At 66.4% G+C, this 14,793-nt stretch carries 17 protein-coding genes; 9 read left to right on the top strand and 8 right to left on the bottom strand.

All coding sequences use genetic code 11. From position 1 onward, the window contains the following. Window positions 1-15 precede the first annotated feature (15 nt). From ACT6UX_RS17700 to ACT6UX_RS17690, 3 genes are all read right to left on the bottom strand, one after another. Entirely contained in the window at window positions 16-306 is a 291-nt protein-coding gene (locus ACT6UX_RS17700; RefSeq protein ID WP_444776464.1) for a hypothetical protein, read from the bottom strand. A 239-nt stretch (window positions 307-545) separates the two neighbouring features. Continuing rightward, window positions 546-1,736 (bottom strand): acetyl-CoA C-acyltransferase, encoded by a 1,191-nt coding sequence (locus ACT6UX_RS17695; RefSeq protein WP_422029142.1) that lies wholly within the window; start codon window positions 1,734-1,736, stop codon window positions 546-548. A gap of 108 nt (window positions 1,737-1,844) precedes the next feature. Next, window positions 1,845-3,938 carry a 3-hydroxyacyl-CoA dehydrogenase NAD-binding domain-containing protein gene (locus tag ACT6UX_RS17690; protein WP_444776463.1) on the bottom strand — a complete coding sequence of 698 codons (2,094 nt, stop codon included), beginning with the start codon at window positions 3,936-3,938 and terminating at the stop codon, window positions 1,845-1,847. A gap of 179 nt (window positions 3,939-4,117) precedes the next feature. Between ACT6UX_RS17690 and ACT6UX_RS17685 the strand changes: the two genes are divergently transcribed. Beyond that, complete coding sequence (locus tag ACT6UX_RS17685; protein ID WP_444776462.1) at window positions 4,118-5,125, top strand: Bug family tripartite tricarboxylate transporter substrate binding protein; 1,008 nt, start codon at window positions 4,118-4,120, stop codon at window positions 5,123-5,125. A gap of 61 nt (window positions 5,126-5,186) precedes the next feature. Here ACT6UX_RS17685 and ACT6UX_RS17680 read toward each other — a convergent pair whose 3' ends face one another. After that, window positions 5,187-6,572 carry an amidase gene (locus tag ACT6UX_RS17680; RefSeq protein ID WP_444776461.1) on the bottom strand — a complete coding sequence of 462 codons (1,386 nt, stop codon included), beginning with the start codon at window positions 6,570-6,572 and terminating at the stop codon, window positions 5,187-5,189. A 45-nt stretch (window positions 6,573-6,617) separates the two neighbouring features. Then, window positions 6,618-7,706 (bottom strand): mandelate racemase/muconate lactonizing enzyme family protein, encoded by a 1,089-nt coding sequence (locus tag ACT6UX_RS17675; RefSeq protein ID WP_444776460.1) that lies wholly within the window; start codon window positions 7,704-7,706, stop codon window positions 6,618-6,620. A gap of 277 nt (window positions 7,707-7,983) precedes the next feature. Between ACT6UX_RS17675 and ACT6UX_RS17670 the strand changes: the two genes are divergently transcribed. Both ACT6UX_RS17670 and ACT6UX_RS17665 read left to right on the top strand, forming a co-directional pair. Then, window positions 7,984-8,496 (top strand): fasciclin domain-containing protein, encoded by a 513-nt coding sequence (locus tag ACT6UX_RS17670; RefSeq protein ID WP_444776514.1) that lies wholly within the window; start codon window positions 7,984-7,986, stop codon window positions 8,494-8,496. A 125-nt stretch (window positions 8,497-8,621) separates the two neighbouring features. Further along, on the top strand, window positions 8,622-9,188 hold the full coding sequence (locus ACT6UX_RS17665) for a dihydrofolate reductase family protein (protein WP_444776459.1): 567 nt from the start codon (window positions 8,622-8,624) through the stop codon (window positions 9,186-9,188). Between the two features lie 99 nt (window positions 9,189-9,287). On the opposite strand, the gene ACT6UX_RS17660 is transcribed toward ACT6UX_RS17665, so the two are convergent. Together ACT6UX_RS17660 and ACT6UX_RS17655 are read right to left on the bottom strand one after the other, a co-directional pair. Further along, the gene (locus ACT6UX_RS17660; RefSeq protein ID WP_444776458.1) at window positions 9,288-10,025 is read right to left on the bottom strand and encodes an MBL fold metallo-hydrolase; all 738 of its coding nucleotides are present in this window, start codon (window positions 10,023-10,025) and stop codon (window positions 9,288-9,290) included. 3 nt (window positions 10,026-10,028) lie between these two features. Then, complete coding sequence (locus ACT6UX_RS17655) at window positions 10,029-10,919, bottom strand: TauD/TfdA dioxygenase family protein (RefSeq protein ID WP_444776457.1); 891 nt, start codon at window positions 10,917-10,919, stop codon at window positions 10,029-10,031. 73 nt (window positions 10,920-10,992) lie between these two features. On the opposite strand from ACT6UX_RS17655, the gene ACT6UX_RS17650 reads away from it, so the two are divergent. Both ACT6UX_RS17650 and ACT6UX_RS17645 read left to right on the top strand, forming a co-directional pair. Continuing rightward, window positions 10,993-11,556: a chromate transporter gene (locus tag ACT6UX_RS17650; protein WP_444776456.1), complete on the top strand. Its 564-nt coding sequence runs from the start codon at window positions 10,993-10,995 to the stop codon at window positions 11,554-11,556. Continuing rightward, window positions 11,553-12,083, top strand: coding sequence for a chromate transporter (locus ACT6UX_RS17645; protein ID WP_444776455.1), 531 nt, complete (start codon window positions 11,553-11,555; stop codon window positions 12,081-12,083). Before ACT6UX_RS17650 ends, ACT6UX_RS17645 begins: the two co-directional genes overlap by 4 nt. Here ACT6UX_RS17645 and ACT6UX_RS17640 read toward each other — a convergent pair. Continuing rightward, window positions 12,080-12,775 carry a helix-turn-helix transcriptional regulator gene (locus ACT6UX_RS17640; protein WP_444776454.1) on the bottom strand — a complete coding sequence of 232 codons (696 nt, stop codon included), beginning with the start codon at window positions 12,773-12,775 and terminating at the stop codon, window positions 12,080-12,082. The two genes, ACT6UX_RS17645 and ACT6UX_RS17640, sit on opposite strands and share 4 nt — an antisense overlap. 94 nt (window positions 12,776-12,869) lie before the next feature. On the opposite strand from ACT6UX_RS17640, the gene ACT6UX_RS17635 reads away from it, so the two are divergent. Genes ACT6UX_RS17635 through ACT6UX_RS17620 form a run of 4 tightly spaced genes read left to right on the top strand, consistent with a single transcriptional unit; the run spans window position 12,870 to window position 14,793 of the window. Continuing rightward, window positions 12,870-13,274 (top strand): RidA family protein, encoded by a 405-nt coding sequence (locus ACT6UX_RS17635; protein WP_444776453.1) that lies wholly within the window; start codon window positions 12,870-12,872, stop codon window positions 13,272-13,274. Next, complete coding sequence (locus ACT6UX_RS17630) at window positions 13,271-13,561, top strand: glutathione S-transferase N-terminal domain-containing protein (protein WP_444776452.1); 291 nt, start codon at window positions 13,271-13,273, stop codon at window positions 13,559-13,561. Before ACT6UX_RS17635 ends, ACT6UX_RS17630 begins: the two co-directional genes overlap by 4 nt. Beyond that, a complete protein-coding gene (locus ACT6UX_RS17625; RefSeq protein WP_444776451.1) occupies window positions 13,558-14,427 on the top strand; it encodes an EamA family transporter in 870 nt (289 codons plus the stop codon). The genes ACT6UX_RS17630 and ACT6UX_RS17625 overlap by 4 nt, the downstream gene beginning before the upstream one ends. A 57-nt stretch (window positions 14,428-14,484) precedes the next feature. After that, window positions 14,485-14,793, top strand: coding sequence for an ArsR/SmtB family transcription factor (locus ACT6UX_RS17620; RefSeq protein ID WP_298314864.1), 309 nt, complete (start codon window positions 14,485-14,487; stop codon window positions 14,791-14,793).

The raw sequence follows: 14,793 nt of genomic DNA, 5'->3' as shown, positions 1-14,793 counted from the left end.
CGGCGCTGTGTTGCGTTACGGCGGGCTGATGGTCCCGACGTCAGGCAGGAGAAAATCGGGAAGCCTGTCCGGCCTGTATCGCCGCGGACGATTTTGCCGGAAGGCAAGGCGCTCGTAGGACAGGAGCGGAAAGAGCGGCACGATGTACGAGCCGACGTGGAAGTGCGAACCCTCGACGCCCAAGAGGACCCAGCCGATGAAGCGGAGCCAGGTCCATCCGCCGCGAAACCTGATGCGGCGGCGGAGCGGCACGAGACGCTGGTGCAAGAGCTGCACGAAGTCACGGTAGAGGTATCGGCCTGCCATGTTGCTCGACAATAGAATGGTTTGCCGATCGCGAAGCCTCAGCTCGCAGAAGAAGACGGTGAAGAGGTCACCATCCTCCGTCGTCTCGCAAAAAAGCCGGACCTCACGGATCCGGCTGAAGGGCAGGGAGGCCGATCGGCCGCCCTCGTTCACGAAGCACAAGCCGTCGGCGGTGATCTCGATATCGACATCACCGCCGGGCTCGTTGATCAGGAACGGATGGCGCAGGGCCTATCCGCTTACTGCACGACCTCGAACAGGCCGGCGGCGCCCATGCCGCCGCCGATGCACATGGTCACGACGACGTTCTTGGCCTTGCGGCGACGGCCCTCGATCAGGGCGTGGCCGGTGCAGCGCGCGCCGGTCATGCCGAACGGATGGCCGATCGAGATCGAGCCGCCGTTGACGTTCAGCTTCTCGTTGGGGATGCCGAGCTTGTCGCGGCAGTACAGGACCTGCACCGCGAAGGCCTCGTTCAGCTCCCAGAGGTCGATGTCGTCCATCTTGAGGCCGAAGCGCTTCAGCAGCTTCGGGATCGCGTAGACCGGGCCGATGCCCATTTCGTCGGGCTCGCAGCCGGCGACGACCAGGCCCTTGTAGATGCCGAGCGGCGTCAGGCCGCGCTTGGCGGCTTCGGCATCGCTCATGATGACCGCGGCCGAGGCGCCGTCGGAGAGCTGGCTGGCGTTGCCGGCGGTGATCCACTTGTCGGGACCGGCGACCGGCTGCAGCTTGGCCAGGCCTTCGAGCGTCGTCTCGGGACGGTTGCCCTCGTCCTTGGTGAGCTTGACCGTCTTGCGGGTGGTCTCGTTGGTGTTCTTGTCGGTGACCAGCATCGTGGTTTCCATCGGCACGATCTCGTCGTCGAACTTGCCGGCCTGCTGGCCCGCCGCGGTGCGCAGCTGGCTCTGCAGCGAGTACTCGTCCTGCGCCTCGCGGCTGATGCCGTAGCGCGCGGCGACCGTGTCGGCCGTCGTGATCATGGCGTGGTAGATGCCCGGCACGTGCTCCTGCACCCACGGGTTCACCAGACGGTTCTTGTTGCCGCCCGGCGGGCCCTGGACCAGCGACACCGACTCCAGGCCGCCGGCGATCATCACCGGCACCTTGTCGACCAGCACGCGCTGGGCGGCCATCGAGATGGTCTGCAGGCCCGACGAGCAGAAGCGGTTGACGGTGACGCCCGAGACGCTGACCGGGGCGCCGGCGCGCATGGCCGAGACGCGCGCGACGTTGGAGCCCGTGGTGCCTTCCGGTGCGGCGCAGCCCAGGATCACGTCCTCGACTTCGGCCAGGTCGACCTTGGCGCGCTCGGCGGCGTGCTTGATCACGTGCGCGCCCATGTCGGCGCCGTGCGTGTCGTTGAAGATGCCGCGGAATGCCTTGCCGATCGGCGTGCGGGCGGTGGAGACGATTACTGCATCAGCCATTTGAGTTTCCTTCCAGATAGAACCTTGGAGTCGCTTTCCCCCTCCGCCCTTCGGGCACCTCCCCCGTCAGACGGGGGAGGTAGGGAGGGGGTGGGCGACGAATTGACGTCAGACGCTAGAGAACTTCTTGCCTTCCTGCACCAGCTTCTTGAGCAGCGGTGCCGGTTCCCAGAACGGGTCGCCGGAGAGGTCGCGGTACTTCACCAGCGCGTCGTGGATGGTCTTGAGGCCGACGACGTTGTCGGCCCACCACATCGGGCCGCCGCGATAGACCGGCCAGCCGTAGCCGTTGACCCAGATCACGTCGATGTCGAGCGAGCGCTGGGCCATGCCCTCTTCGAGGATCTTGGCGCCCTCGTTCACCATCGGATAGAGCGCGCGCTCCAGGATCTCCTGGTCGGAGATGGCGCGGCGGGTGATGCCGAGCTTCTTCGACGTCTCCTCGATGATCTTCTCGACCTCGGGGTCGGGGATCGGCGTGCGGTCGGGCAGATTGTACTTGTAGTAGCCGGCGCCGGTCTTCTGGCCGAAGCGGCCCAGCTCGCAGATCGCGTCGGCGACGTAGCCGGTGTAGCGCACGTTGCGCTTTTCCTTTTCCTTCTTGCCCTGGCGGATGCGCCAGCCCACGTCGTTGCCGGCGAGGTCGCTCATCGCGAACGGGCCCATCGGGAAGCCGTAGTCGTAGACCACCTTGTCGATCTGCTGGGGAAGGGCGCCTTCCTCCATCATGTAGGCCGACTGGATGCCCCTCATGCGAAGCATCCGATTGCCGACGAAGCCCTCGCAGACGCCGACCAGGACCGGGATCTTGCCGATCTTCTTGGAGAACGACATGACCGTCGCGATGACGTCCTTCTCGGTTGCCTTGCCGCGCACGTTCTCGAGCAGCTTCATGACGTTGGCCGGCGAGAAGAAGTGCATGCCGATCACGTCGCCAGGCCGCTTCGTGTAGGTCGCGATCTGGTTGACGTCGAGGCCGGACGTGTTCGTGGCCAGGATGGCACCCGGCTTGGCGACTTCGTCGAGCTTCTTGAAGACGGCTTCCTTGACTTCCATCGTCTCGAACACCGCCTCGATGATGACGTCGGCATCCTTCAGGGCGTTGTAGTCGAGGGTCGGCGTGATCAGCGCCATGCGCTTCTCGACGTCCTCTGCCTTCATGCCGCCGCGCTTGGCGGTGTTCTCGTAGTTGGTGCGGATGGTCTTGAGGCCGCGATCCAGTGCTTCCTGGCTGGTTTCCAGCATCGTGACCGGAACGCCCGCGTTGGCGAAGTTCATGGCGATACCGCCGCCCATCGTGCCGGCGCCGATGATGCCGCCGGTCTTGATCTCGCGCTGCGGCGTGTCGGCCGGTACGTCCTTGACCTTGGCGGCCTCGCGCTCGGCGAAGAAGTAATAACGCTGCGCCGCCGATTCCTGAGAGGTCAGCAGCTCGCTGAACAGCTCGCGCTCGCGCTTCATGCCTTCGTCGAACGGCAGTTCGACGGCGGCCTGGACGCACTTGATGATGTTCCACGGCGCCTTGAAGCCGCGCGCCTTGCGGGCGATCGACTTCTCGGTCTCGGCGAACAGTTCCGGCGACTCGAGCGTGACGGTGAGGTCGCGGACGCGGCGGAGCGGCGCCTTCTGGGCCACCAGCATCTGGGCGTGGGCGATGGCGCCCTTCAGCAGGTCGCCTTCGACGATGGCGTCGACGATGCCCTTGCTCTTGGCCTCGGCCGCCGGGATGTGGCGGCCCGAGAGGATGGCGTCGAGCGCGTACTTGGCGCCGGTGAGGCGCGGCAGGCGCTGGGTGCCGCCGGCGCCCGGCAGCAGGCCGAGATGCACTTCCGGCAGGCCCATGCGGGTGGTCGGCAGCGAAACGCGATAGTGAGCGCCCAGTGCCGTCTCGAGGCCGCCGCCCAGCGGCGTGCCGTGCAGAGCCGCCACGATCAGCTTGGGCGAGTTCTCCATGGTGGCGATGACGTCGTTCAGGTTCGGACCCGACGGCGGCTTGCCGAACTCGCGGATGTCGGCACCGGCGATGAAGGTGCGGCCGCCGCCGATCAGCACGATGGCGTCGACGTTGGAATCCTGGGCGAACGCCTCGACGCCGTCCTTGATGCCGGCCCGGACAGCCGCGGCCAGCGCATTCACCGGCGGATTGTTGATGGTGAGGATTCCGATTCGCCCCTCTGTGGAGCGTATGACAGCGTCGGACATGGACGTTCTTCCCTGATGAGACCCGTAACGGACGGGTGGTCTTAGCAATCTCTGACTGCCCCGCCCAGCGGCCTTGCGTTTCGCCGTGCGGAGATAGGTGCAGATACACAGCCTAGCTCCTGACAAAGTCAGCCGCTATGCATCGCCACCTAAAAACGAAACTGGGAGGCTATGAGAAAATGACCAGAGAAACGACCACTCGTCGCGGGCTGTTGCGGGCCGGTGCTGCCGGCGCCGCCTTGATCGTGGCCGCGCCGTCGATCGTCCGGGCCCAGGGCGCCGCGTGGCCCAACAAGCCGATCACCATCGTCGTGAATTTCCCGGCCGGCGGTCTCACCGACGGCATTGCCCGCGCCTTCGGCCAGTCTGTCAGCCAGGCCACCGGCCAACAGGTCATCGTCGACAACAAGCCGGGCGCCAGCGGCAACATCGGCGCGGCCCAGGTCGCCCGCGCGCCGGCCGACGGCTACACGTTCCTGCACTCCGTTTCGAGCACGCTCATCCAGAACCGGGTGATGTTCAAGACGCTGGGCTTCGATCCCGACAAGGACTTCACCGTCGTCTCGGGCACGTCCTCAGGCGTGCTGCCGGTCGTCGTGCACAAGTCGCTGCCGGCCGAGGTCAAGGATCTCAAGACCTTCATCGAGTACGCCAAGAAGAACAAGGTGAACTTCGGCTCGTGGGCGCTGGGCTCCTCGGCGCACATCTTCGCCCAGACGCTGAACGAGAAGTACGGGCTCACGATGGAGATCGTGACCTACAAGGGCGAGGCGCCCATGTGGCAGGACATGGGCGCGGGCCAGCTGCAGGCCGCCATGGGCAGCCCACAGGCGATGAACGCGCTGATCGTGAAGGGCGACGTGCGTGGCATTGCCGCGCCGTCCAAGGTGCGTGCCCGCGCACTCCCAGACACGCCGACCTCACTGGAGCAGGGCTTCACCGACGATGCCTTCACCGTGTCGGGCTGGCTGGCGCTCGCCGCGCCCGCCGCGACCCCGAAGGACATCGTGAAGCGGATGTCTGACCTCTGGGTGGCGGCCGCCGATTCCGAACCCGGCAAGAAGATGATGGACAGCTTCGCCCTCGTGGAGAAGCCGATGCCCCACGAGGAAGTCATGGCCGACTATGAGCGTCTGAAGAAGACGCTCATCCCGCGCATCGTCGCGCTGGGCATCCAGCCGGTGTAGCGATCAGAAAGCTTTCCTCCCCCGCGTCAAACGGGGGAGGTGAGAATGAGGGCCGCGGATCTCAGGCCGAGACGCGCTTCAGGGTCTCGTCGAACCAGCGCGCGAGGCCGGTCATGCGGGCGTCCTCGTGCTTCTGGCCCATCAGCTGCAGGCCGACCGGCATGCCGCCGACGCTCATCAGCGGCACGGTGACGACGGGCGCGAACAGCATCGAACTCGGCGCATTGAAGACGAAATCGCCGGTCGGGCGCGGCGCCAGGGGCTGGCCCGGCACGTCGCCCGGCCAGAGCGGGGCGGGACCCGGGCAGGCCAGAGTGATGGCCGCATCGGCCAACGGGGCCATGGTCGCATGGATGCGCTGGGCATTCTCGCGCGCCAGCAGCGCCATCCGGTAGTCGTCCAGCGTCATCGCCTCGGCCTTGGCGAGCCCCGCTTTGGTGCGTTCGCTGACGCCGGCGGGATTGTTGTCGACGATCCCGCGCTGCCCCCAGCGGTTCTCCCAGCCCGTCACGCCGCCGCAGATGGCGCGGCCGTTGGCGATCGACTTCTCCAGCGCCTCGATCCAGGGATGGTCCTTGCGGAAGCTCAGCTCGACGCCGGCGTCGCGCAACTGCTTCAGCACGCCGTCGAAGGCCGTCTTGGTCGCATCGTCCAACTCGACCCAGCCTTCGGTCTCCAGCACGACCAGGCGGTTGGGCTTCACCGCGGCGGGCAGGCTGGAGGGGCCCATCAGGCCGACCTCACCGCGATCGCCGCCGGCGCGCCGCGCGATCTCGATGGCGACCTGCCACATGTCCTGCAGCGAATTGGCATGCGGGCCGTGCGTGCTCTGGCTGGTCGCCTGCCGCTCGCCGCGATTGATGCCACCCTGCGTCGGCTTCAGGGCAAAGTTTCCGCAATAGGCGGCCGGGCGAATGATCGAGCCGCCGACCTGCGTGCCGATGGCCGCCGGCACCATGTTGGCGCCCACGGCGGCGGCCGAACCGGAGGAGGAGCCGCCCGGCGTACGGGTCGAATCGAAGGGGTTGGTGGTCGGACCGGGATGCGAACCGCCGAGTTCGGCCGTCACGGTCTTGGCGAGAACGATCGCGCCGGCCTGGCGCAGCGCCCAGACGGCGGCATTGTCGCGCTTGGGGAAGTTGCCCTTGAAAGCCTCGCAGCCCATCTGGGTGGGCATGTCCTTGGTCTCGAGCAGGTCCTTGATGGCGACCGGCATGCCGTCGATGGAGGAGAGCGGCTTGCCGGTCTTCCAGCGCGCGGTGCTGGCGTCGGCGGCGTCGCGGGCGCCGGCCTCGTTGATGGCCGTGAAGGCCTTCACTACCGGCTCGCGCGCCGCCACCGTCTCGAGGCAGTGTTCGAGATAGGCACGCGGCGTATCGCTGCCGTCGGCGAAGCGCTTCGTGGCGTCGTGGAAGGTCAGCGGCTTGAAATCACTGTACGCGGTCATCGTCGGTCGGTCCCCTATGGAAGGGACCGACCCTAACACGATGGATCAGCGGACCCGATAGCGCTCGATCGCGTCGGGATCGAAGGTGAAACCGAGGCCGGGACGGTCGGGTACCGCGATGTGACCGTCCTCCACCGCGATCGGCTCGCGGTAGAGCTTCGAGGTCCAGGGCATGTATTCCAGCCAGGTCGCGTTGGCGAAGGCTCCCAGCAGGCCGATGCTCTGCTGCGTGAAGAGATGGTTGGATATGGCGATGTCGTGTGCCGCGGCGAGATGCGCCACCTTCACGAATTCGCTGACGCCGCCGACGCGGGCGAGATCGGCCATCCAGATGTCGGCTGCACCGTGCGCCAGCATCTCGCGGAAGCCGTAGCGGGTCGCTTCGGTCTCGCCGCTGGCGATCGGCGTGTCGAGGGCGGCCGCGACCCGTGCAGAGCCGCGATGATCGTAGGGTGCGACCGGCTCCTCGAACCAGGTGAGGTCGAAGTCTTCCAGTTTGCGGCCGAGGCGAATCGCATGGTCGGCGGTGAAGCCGCGGCTGGCATCGCACATCAGCGACACGCGGGGGCCGATCGCCTTGCGCACCGCGGCGACTCTCTCGACGTCTTCTTCCACATGCGCCTTGCCGACCCGCATCTTCACGCCGCGGAACCCTTCGGCCACGTACCCGGCGGCTTCCTTCGCGAGTTCGTCGGGCGTCGCCGACAGCCACAGGCCGGCGCTTGAATAGACAGGGATGCGATCGCGGGCGGCGCCCAGCAAATGGGTGACCGACTGGCCCAGCGCCTTGCCCTTGGCGTCCCACAGCGCGGTGTCGACGCCGGCGAGACCGAAGATCGTCACGCCCTTGTGGCCGAGGAAGTAGAGTTCGCGCCACATCCGCTCCCAGAAACGCTCGGCGTAGCGGATGTCTTCGTCCAGCAGGGCGGGCTTCAGGCTGTCGACCATGGCGCGCAGCACCTCGATGCGCCGTCCGCCCAGGGTGAACAGGAAGCTCTCGCCGGTGACGCCGATGTCGGTGTCGACGAAGATCAGTACGGCACCGATGCGGTCGTTGCTGACACCGCTCGAATTGCGGGTCGGCCGGTCGAGCGGCACTTCGACGAGCATTGTTCTGAGATCGGTGACACGCATGCCTGTTTCACTCCCGTTGGATCACCTGATTCGATATCGGCGTCGTCACAATAGTGTGTGAGCCGCGCGATGAACCGGCTTTGGAGGATGGGCGTAGCACACAACGACGAGGCTGCAAGAGATGCCGCCCTGTCGAGCCGACGGCGAGCGCGCCGGCGTCGGCTGTACTGCTCGAAGAACCCTCATCCAACTGGAGAGAATTATGCTCAAGCGTCACACGCTTATCGCAGCTGCCGCCCTGTCCCTTGTTGCCGTCGCCCCGGCCTTTGCCCAGACCATGGCTCCGGCGGCGTCATCGACCCCGGCAAATCCCATGGTCGGCGGCGCGCCGATGTATGCGAACAAGAACATCGTCGAGAATGCGGCCAATTCGAAGGATCACACGACGCTCGTGGCCGCGGTGAAGGCTGCCGGCCTCGTCGAGACGCTGCAGGGGGCCGGCCCGTTCACCGTTTTCGCGCCGACCAATGCCGCTTTCGCCAAGCTCCCGCCGGGCACCGTCGAGATGCTGGTGAAGCCCGAGAACAAGGCCAAGCTGACCAAGATCTTGACCTGCCATGTCGTGTCGGCCAATGCGATGTCGCCGGCGATCGCCAAGATGATTGCCGACGACAAGGGTACGCACCCCGTCAAGACGGTGGGCGGCTGTGTCCTGCAGGCGAAGATGATGGGCGACAAGATCACGCTCACCGATGAGAACGGCAACGTTGCCACCGTGACGATCGCCGACGTGAAGCAGTCGAACGGCGTCATTCACGTCATCGACACGGTTCTTCTGCCGAAGGGCTGAGCGCCTTCTTTTAAATGAGGAGCGGCGGGGCTTTTCCCCGCCGCTTCCATTTGCGCTAGGGTGCCCTGCATCCATTGGCCGGAGCGTTCGTTGTCCGGCGCAACAGGTGGTTTCAGGGGCAGTCCATGACCAGCAGACGACCACGCATCGAAGGATTCGCGATCGTGTCGAGCGAGGGCATGATCGCGGCGTCGGACGGATCCTTCCCCGAGAGGCTGAAGATTCCGGCGGACCAGAAATTCTACCAGGACTCGGTGGACCAGGCGTCGGCGGTGGCCAACGGCCGGCACTCCGCAGAAGGAGGGCCCAAGGAAGCCGCACGCCGGCGCATCGTCCTCACCCGACGGGTCGAGCGTGTCGTTCCGGATCCCGACAATGCCAATGCCATCCTGTGGAACCCCGCCTCGGCGCCGTTCGAGGAAGCGTGGATGCGCCTCAATGTCGACGACGGAACGTTGGCCGTGGTCGGCGGCACCGACGTGTTCGGCCTGTTCCTCAACATCGGCTACGACAGCTTTTTCCTGACGCGCACCGACGCCAGCGTGCCGCGGGGCCGGCCGGTCTTTCCGGGCGTCGGCAGGAACGCGACGCCGGAGGAAGTCTTCGCCAGGCACGGTATGGTGCTGCGCGCGACCTGCATGCTCGATGCTGCGACCAACACTCGGCTCGAGGAGTGGGTGCCCAAGGGCTAACCCCTGTCGTCCTGAACGCAGCGAAGGACCTCACGGATCGACCAGAGGACTCCGTTGCTGGCGTGAGAACCTTCGCTGCGCTCAGGATGACAGCGGCGGTTAAAACTCCACCACCAGCCCATCATGCGCGGCTTCCAGCTTGATCTCCGAGCCGCGGGCCAGAAGCTCGGCACTCATGTGGGTGACGATGGTGCGCCGGGCGCCGATCCGGGGCAGGTGGCCGGCCAGCGTCGTGTAGTCGATGTGGTACTTCATCACCTTGTCGAAGAAGTAGGCCTCGCAAATGAAGAGATCGGCATCGCGCGCGGCCGGGACCAGCTCCTCCACCCATTCGGTGTCGCCCGAATAGGTGAGCACCTTGCCGTCGGCCTCGATGCGAAGCGCGTAGGAGGGCGCGCCGCTATAGTGCTTCATCAGGTAGGGCGTGACGGCAAGGCCGTTCATCTCGACCCGCTCGTGCAGTTCGAGTTCACGGATTTCCAGATCGAACTTGCGCTGGACCTGGGTCGAGCCCGCGAACATCGCCTCCATGACGGTCATCAGCCGGTCGCGGAACCCGGGCGGTCCCGCCAGCAGGAGGGGCGCCGTGCGCCGGCTGACCAGCTGCGCGTCGAGCAAAAAGAAGGGGAGCCCCGCGAAATGGTCGCCGTGCAGATGGCTCACCAGCACGGTGGAGATCGCATTGGGCTCGACTTCCCACTTGCGGATGGCGACCATGGATGAGGCGCCGCAATCCACCAGCAGGTTGCCGTGCCGGGCGCGTTCGACATGGAAACAGGTGTTGAACCGTCCGCCGCTGCCGAAAGCATCGCCGGATCCGAGGAACTGCAGCCGCATCTTCTAAGGGGACTGTTCCAGGCTGGAGACGATGTTGGTGAGCGTGGTGCGGCGCATGTCGCGCACCTCGCCCGAATTGAAACGGCGGGCGCGGTGCATGGTGGCCCGGTTGTCCCACATCACCAGGTCGAGCGGGCGCCAGACATGGGCATAGACGAACTGGCGTTGCGTGGCGTGCTCGGTAAGGTCGCGCAGGAAGGCGCGCGCCTCGGGCACCGGCCAGCCCTCGATACCGCCGGCATGACTGGCGAGATAGAGCGACAGGCGGCCGGAGCCCGGATGGCGGCGCACCAGGCGCTGGCGCACAGGTGCCCACTTCATGCGCTCGCCCTCGGTGAAGTCCTCGAAGCCCAGCATGCCGCGCGAGTAGATCTGGCTGTGCAGACAGATCAAGTCATGCACCTCACGCTTGGTCGCCTCGTCGAGCGCATCGTAGGCTGCGCGCATGTCGGCGAACTCTGTGTTGCCGCCGGCCGACGGGATCGTGCGCGCCGACAGAAGCGAATAGAGGGCCGGCACGTCCTTGAACGAGCTGTCGGAATGCCAGAGCTGATTGCCGAGGCTGAACAGGCGGCGGCGATCGTCGCGCGCCAGCACGTTGCCGTTACGGTCGAGGTTCGAGATGTCGTTGAGGTCCATGCTCATGCGCCGTTCCTCCGGCGGCATGATGTCCCCGGTCGCCTGCTCGAGCGGCCCGAGCTGGCGGCTGAAGGCGAGCTGGCTCTCGTCATCGAGCTTCTGGTCGCGGAACACCAGGACGCCGTACCGGTTCATCCCGTCGTGGATGAAGGCGACTTCCTCGTCGCTCAGGCGATGCGTGAGGTCGATGCCCGAGACTTCGCCGGCGAAGAACGGGCGGTTCTGCGGATCGAGGGGGCGAATGGCTTTGCTCATGGTGGGAAGAGGCTAGCGCGGTCGGGGACGGCCGGCGAGGCGCGTGGACCGAATTTTGCTATCCTGGCCCGCAATGCAGCATGACCCTTCCGCTACGCCGCGCCGCAACATCGGCAAGGCTGACCTGTTTTTCGGCTTCCTCAAGATCGGCCTGCTGGGCTTCGGCGGCGTGGCGCCGTGGGCTCGCCATATCATCGTCGAGGAACGGCGCTGGCTCACGGACCGCGAGTTCGCCGAGATCCTGGGCATCGGGCAGGTCCTGCCGGGGCCCAACACCATCAACGCCGCCGTCATCATCGGCGACCGTAACCAGGGGACCGTCGGCGTCCTCCTGTGCCTGCTGGGGCAGATGGCGATGCCCCTCGTCATCGTCACCGCACTCGCCGTCGTCTACGAGCGTCTCGCCGGAATCCCCGAGGTGGGGGCCGCGTTGATGGGAGCGGCGGCGGCCTCCGCCGGTCTCGTTCTGGGCACGGCGCTCAAGATGATCCGCAACATCCGGCCGACGCCGCTCTCCTATGCGATCGGCGCGGCGGGCTTCGCGGCGATCGGCCTGCTGCGCTGGCCGCTCGTGCCCGTGGTGCTCGTGCTGGTGCCGACCGCCATCGCCGCGACCTGGTGGGAGCGCCGCCGGTGACCGGCGTGCTGGCCGAGTTGGCACGGACCTTCGCGCTGCTGTCGCTGGTCTCGATCGGCGGCGTGAATGCGCTGCTGCCCGAGATCCACCGCCAGGTCGTCGACATCCATGGCTGGATGACCGACGCGGCCTTCGCGACTGCCTTCGCCATCGCCAATGCCTCGCCCGGTCCCAACGTGATCTTCGTCAGCCTGATCGGCTGGCAGGTCGCGGGCCTGTCTGGCTTGCTGGTGGCGACGCTCGCCCTCCTGATCCCGTCGAGCGCGCTGGCCTATTTCGCCGGCCGCGTGCTCACGCGATGGTCCCATCATCCGGTCGTGGCGGTGCTGCGCGCCGCCCTGATACCTGTCGCGCTCGGCATGATGCTGGCGTCCGGCCTCTCGATGATGCGTACCGTGGATCACGACACCGTCACCGTGCTGATCAGCCTCGCCACCACCGCCTTCGTCTACACGACACGGCGCAATCCTTTATGGGCGCTGGGCAGCGGCGCGATCGTCAATGTTGCGGCGCTGCATCTCTTCTAGGAAACGGCCGGCTTCACCTTCGGCAGTTCCGACCATTCGCGGAACAGGCGGCCATTGTCCTGGTCGAAAAGCTCATCGAGCACCGTCGACGACTGGATGCGCTCGACGCGGAAGTTGCGGTAGCCGTTGCGCAGCTCGCACCAGGCGCCGATCAGCGTGACGTCGACATAGTAGGCCATGGCGATCGGCCAGATGGTGCGGTTGGTGCGGCGGCCCTGCTCGTCGGCGTAGGAGATGTGGAGCTTGCGGCTGTCGCGGATCGCGGCGCGCACGTCGGCGAGATCGACGCCGCGCGGTTCGACAGTGTCGCCGGGCGAGACGAAGAAAGGCGTCGAAACGAGCTGCCGGCGTAGCGCCTCAGGCAGCACCACCGTGACCTTGGAGAAGACGCTGTCGGCCGCCTCCTGCAGCTTGGCGTCGCGCAGGCGGCGGACGAGGCGCGCGCCGATGGCGATGGCCTCGACTTCGTCGGCGGTGAACATCAGTGGCGGCAGGTCGAAGCTCTTGCGCAGCACGTAGCCGATCCCCGCCGCCCCATCGATCGGCACGCGCCGCGCCTGCAGGGTCGCGATGTCGCGATAGATGGTGCGGGGCGTCACTTCGAGCTTCGTCGCCAGCGCTGCGGCGGTGACCGGCCTCTTGGCCGTGCGCAGGTGCTGGATGATGTCGAACAGGCGATCGGAGCGACGCATGAGGCCCGTTTTATGGCCTTCTTTTGCTGCTGACACAACGCTGTCAGTAGGCGGTTGGTAGGTTTGGCCGCCTCTCCAAATCGAAGGAAAACCGATGTCCCGAATCGAAATGACCATGCCGCATGTGCCGGCGCTCGCCAAGTTCGCTCAACGTAATACGGTGCCGACCTCGCCGGTCGTGCGGGCCGGCGACTGGGTCTATGTCTCCGGCCTGCCGCCGGTGAATCCCGAAACCGGCGGCTACGACATCCTGCCGATCGACGCTCAGGCGCGGCGAGTGCTCGATCACCTGAAGTCGTGCCTGGAGGCGGCGGGCTCAGGCCTCGACCGCGTCGTGAAGTGCAACGTCTACTGCTCGAACCCGGCGTATTTCGCGACCATCAACGCGGTCTACGCCGAGTATTTCGGCGACCACAAGCCGGCGCGCATCTTCGTTTGCACGGCAGGATGGTTCGGCCCCTTCGACCTCGAGATGGATTGCGTGGCGCTGGTCCGATGATCCTGGTCGGCCAGCACGACTCGCCCTTCGTCCGGCGGGTCGCGGTGACGCTCAATCGTTACGGGATCGGCTTCGAGCGGCGCGTGCTGTCGGTCTTTGCGGATTTCGAGGCCGTGCTGGCGCTCGACCCGCTGGGCAAGGTGCCGATCCTCGAACTGGACGATGGCATGCGGTTGGTCGACAGCCGCGCCATCCTCGATCACCTCGACGAGCAGGCCCGGCCCGAGTTCGCACGCGCGGCCTACTCGGCAGCCGAGGCCAGCCGCAGTGGATGGCGGCGTTCATGAGCGCCTCCAAGACGGCCTGGTGGGGCACGATCCTGCTGGCGGCGTCGGCCGCCGCCTACAGCACCGCCGGTTTCTACACGCGGCTAATCGATCTCGATGCCTGGACGATGCTGTTCTGGCGCGGTGTCTTCGGCGGACTGTTCCTCGCCGGCATGCTGGCGTGGCGGGAGCAGGGACGTGTCGCGCAAGCGGTGCGCGCCATCGGCTACGACGGGCTCTTGATCGCGCTGTGCTCGGCGCTGGCGACCGTGTGCTTCCTGAATGCGCTGCGTTTGTCGACGGTGGCCGACGTGCTGGTGATCGACGCCATGATCCCCTTCGTGACGGCGGGCATTGCCTGGCTGGTGATCGGCGAGCGCGAGTACTGGGTGACGCTGATGGCAACGGTCGCGGCCGTCGTCGGTGTTGCGGTGATGATGGGCGCGGCGGCCTCGGGAGGACGCCTGCCGGGCAACCTGTTGGCTTTCGGGATGGTCGTGCTGATGTCGCTCGTCCTGGTGCTGATCCGGCGCCATCCCGGAACCAGCATGCTGCCGGCGGTCGGGCTTTCGGCCTTCCTCTGCGCGGCGATCGTGCTGCCTTTTGCGCAGCCGCTGGCGGTGAGCGGACACGAACTGCTGCTGCTCGCGCTGTTCGGCATGAGCCAGTTCGGCCTCGGCCTGTTGCTGCTGGCACTGGGCACGCCGCTGGTCTCCGCGACGCGCGGCGCCCTGATCGGCGTGCTGCAGACGCCGCTCGGCACGATCTGGGTCTGGCTGGCCTTCGCCGAGACGCCGGGCTGGCCGACTCTCGCCGGAGGCGCGATCGTCGTTGTGGCGGTGGTTTGCGACATCGCGATTCGCCGTCGACAGGAGGAAATAACGTAACGATTCTCGCGGGTTGACGGCAGGGCAGGTGCTTCTTACATTTGAACAGTTATTCAAATGTCCAAAGCAAAGAAAACCCTCCTCTCCGACGACCACGCGGTGGCGCTGGCCGACCTGTTCCGGCTGCTGGGCGATCCGACCCGGTTGAAGATCGTGGTCTCCTGCCTGCGCACGCCGCTCGCGGTGTCGGACATCGCCGAGCGGCTTGGCCTCTCGGTTTCGCTGGTGAGCCATCACCTGCGGCTGCTGAAGGGCGCGCGCCTTGTGCGGGCCGACCGGCAGGGCAAGCAGGTCTACTACGAGGCCGACGATCTCCATGTCCGCCGCATGGTCGAGGACATGGTCAACCACATCGCGGAGCACTGA

Origin of the sequence: Reyranella sp. (genome assembly GCF_052439685.1) — a bacterium.
In the GTDB taxonomy this organism is placed as follows: domain Bacteria; phylum Pseudomonadota; class Alphaproteobacteria; order Reyranellales; family Reyranellaceae; genus Reyranella.
The sequence above is the reverse complement of the archived record's forward strand: the minus strand, read 5'-3'. Positions and strand labels throughout refer to the sequence as shown.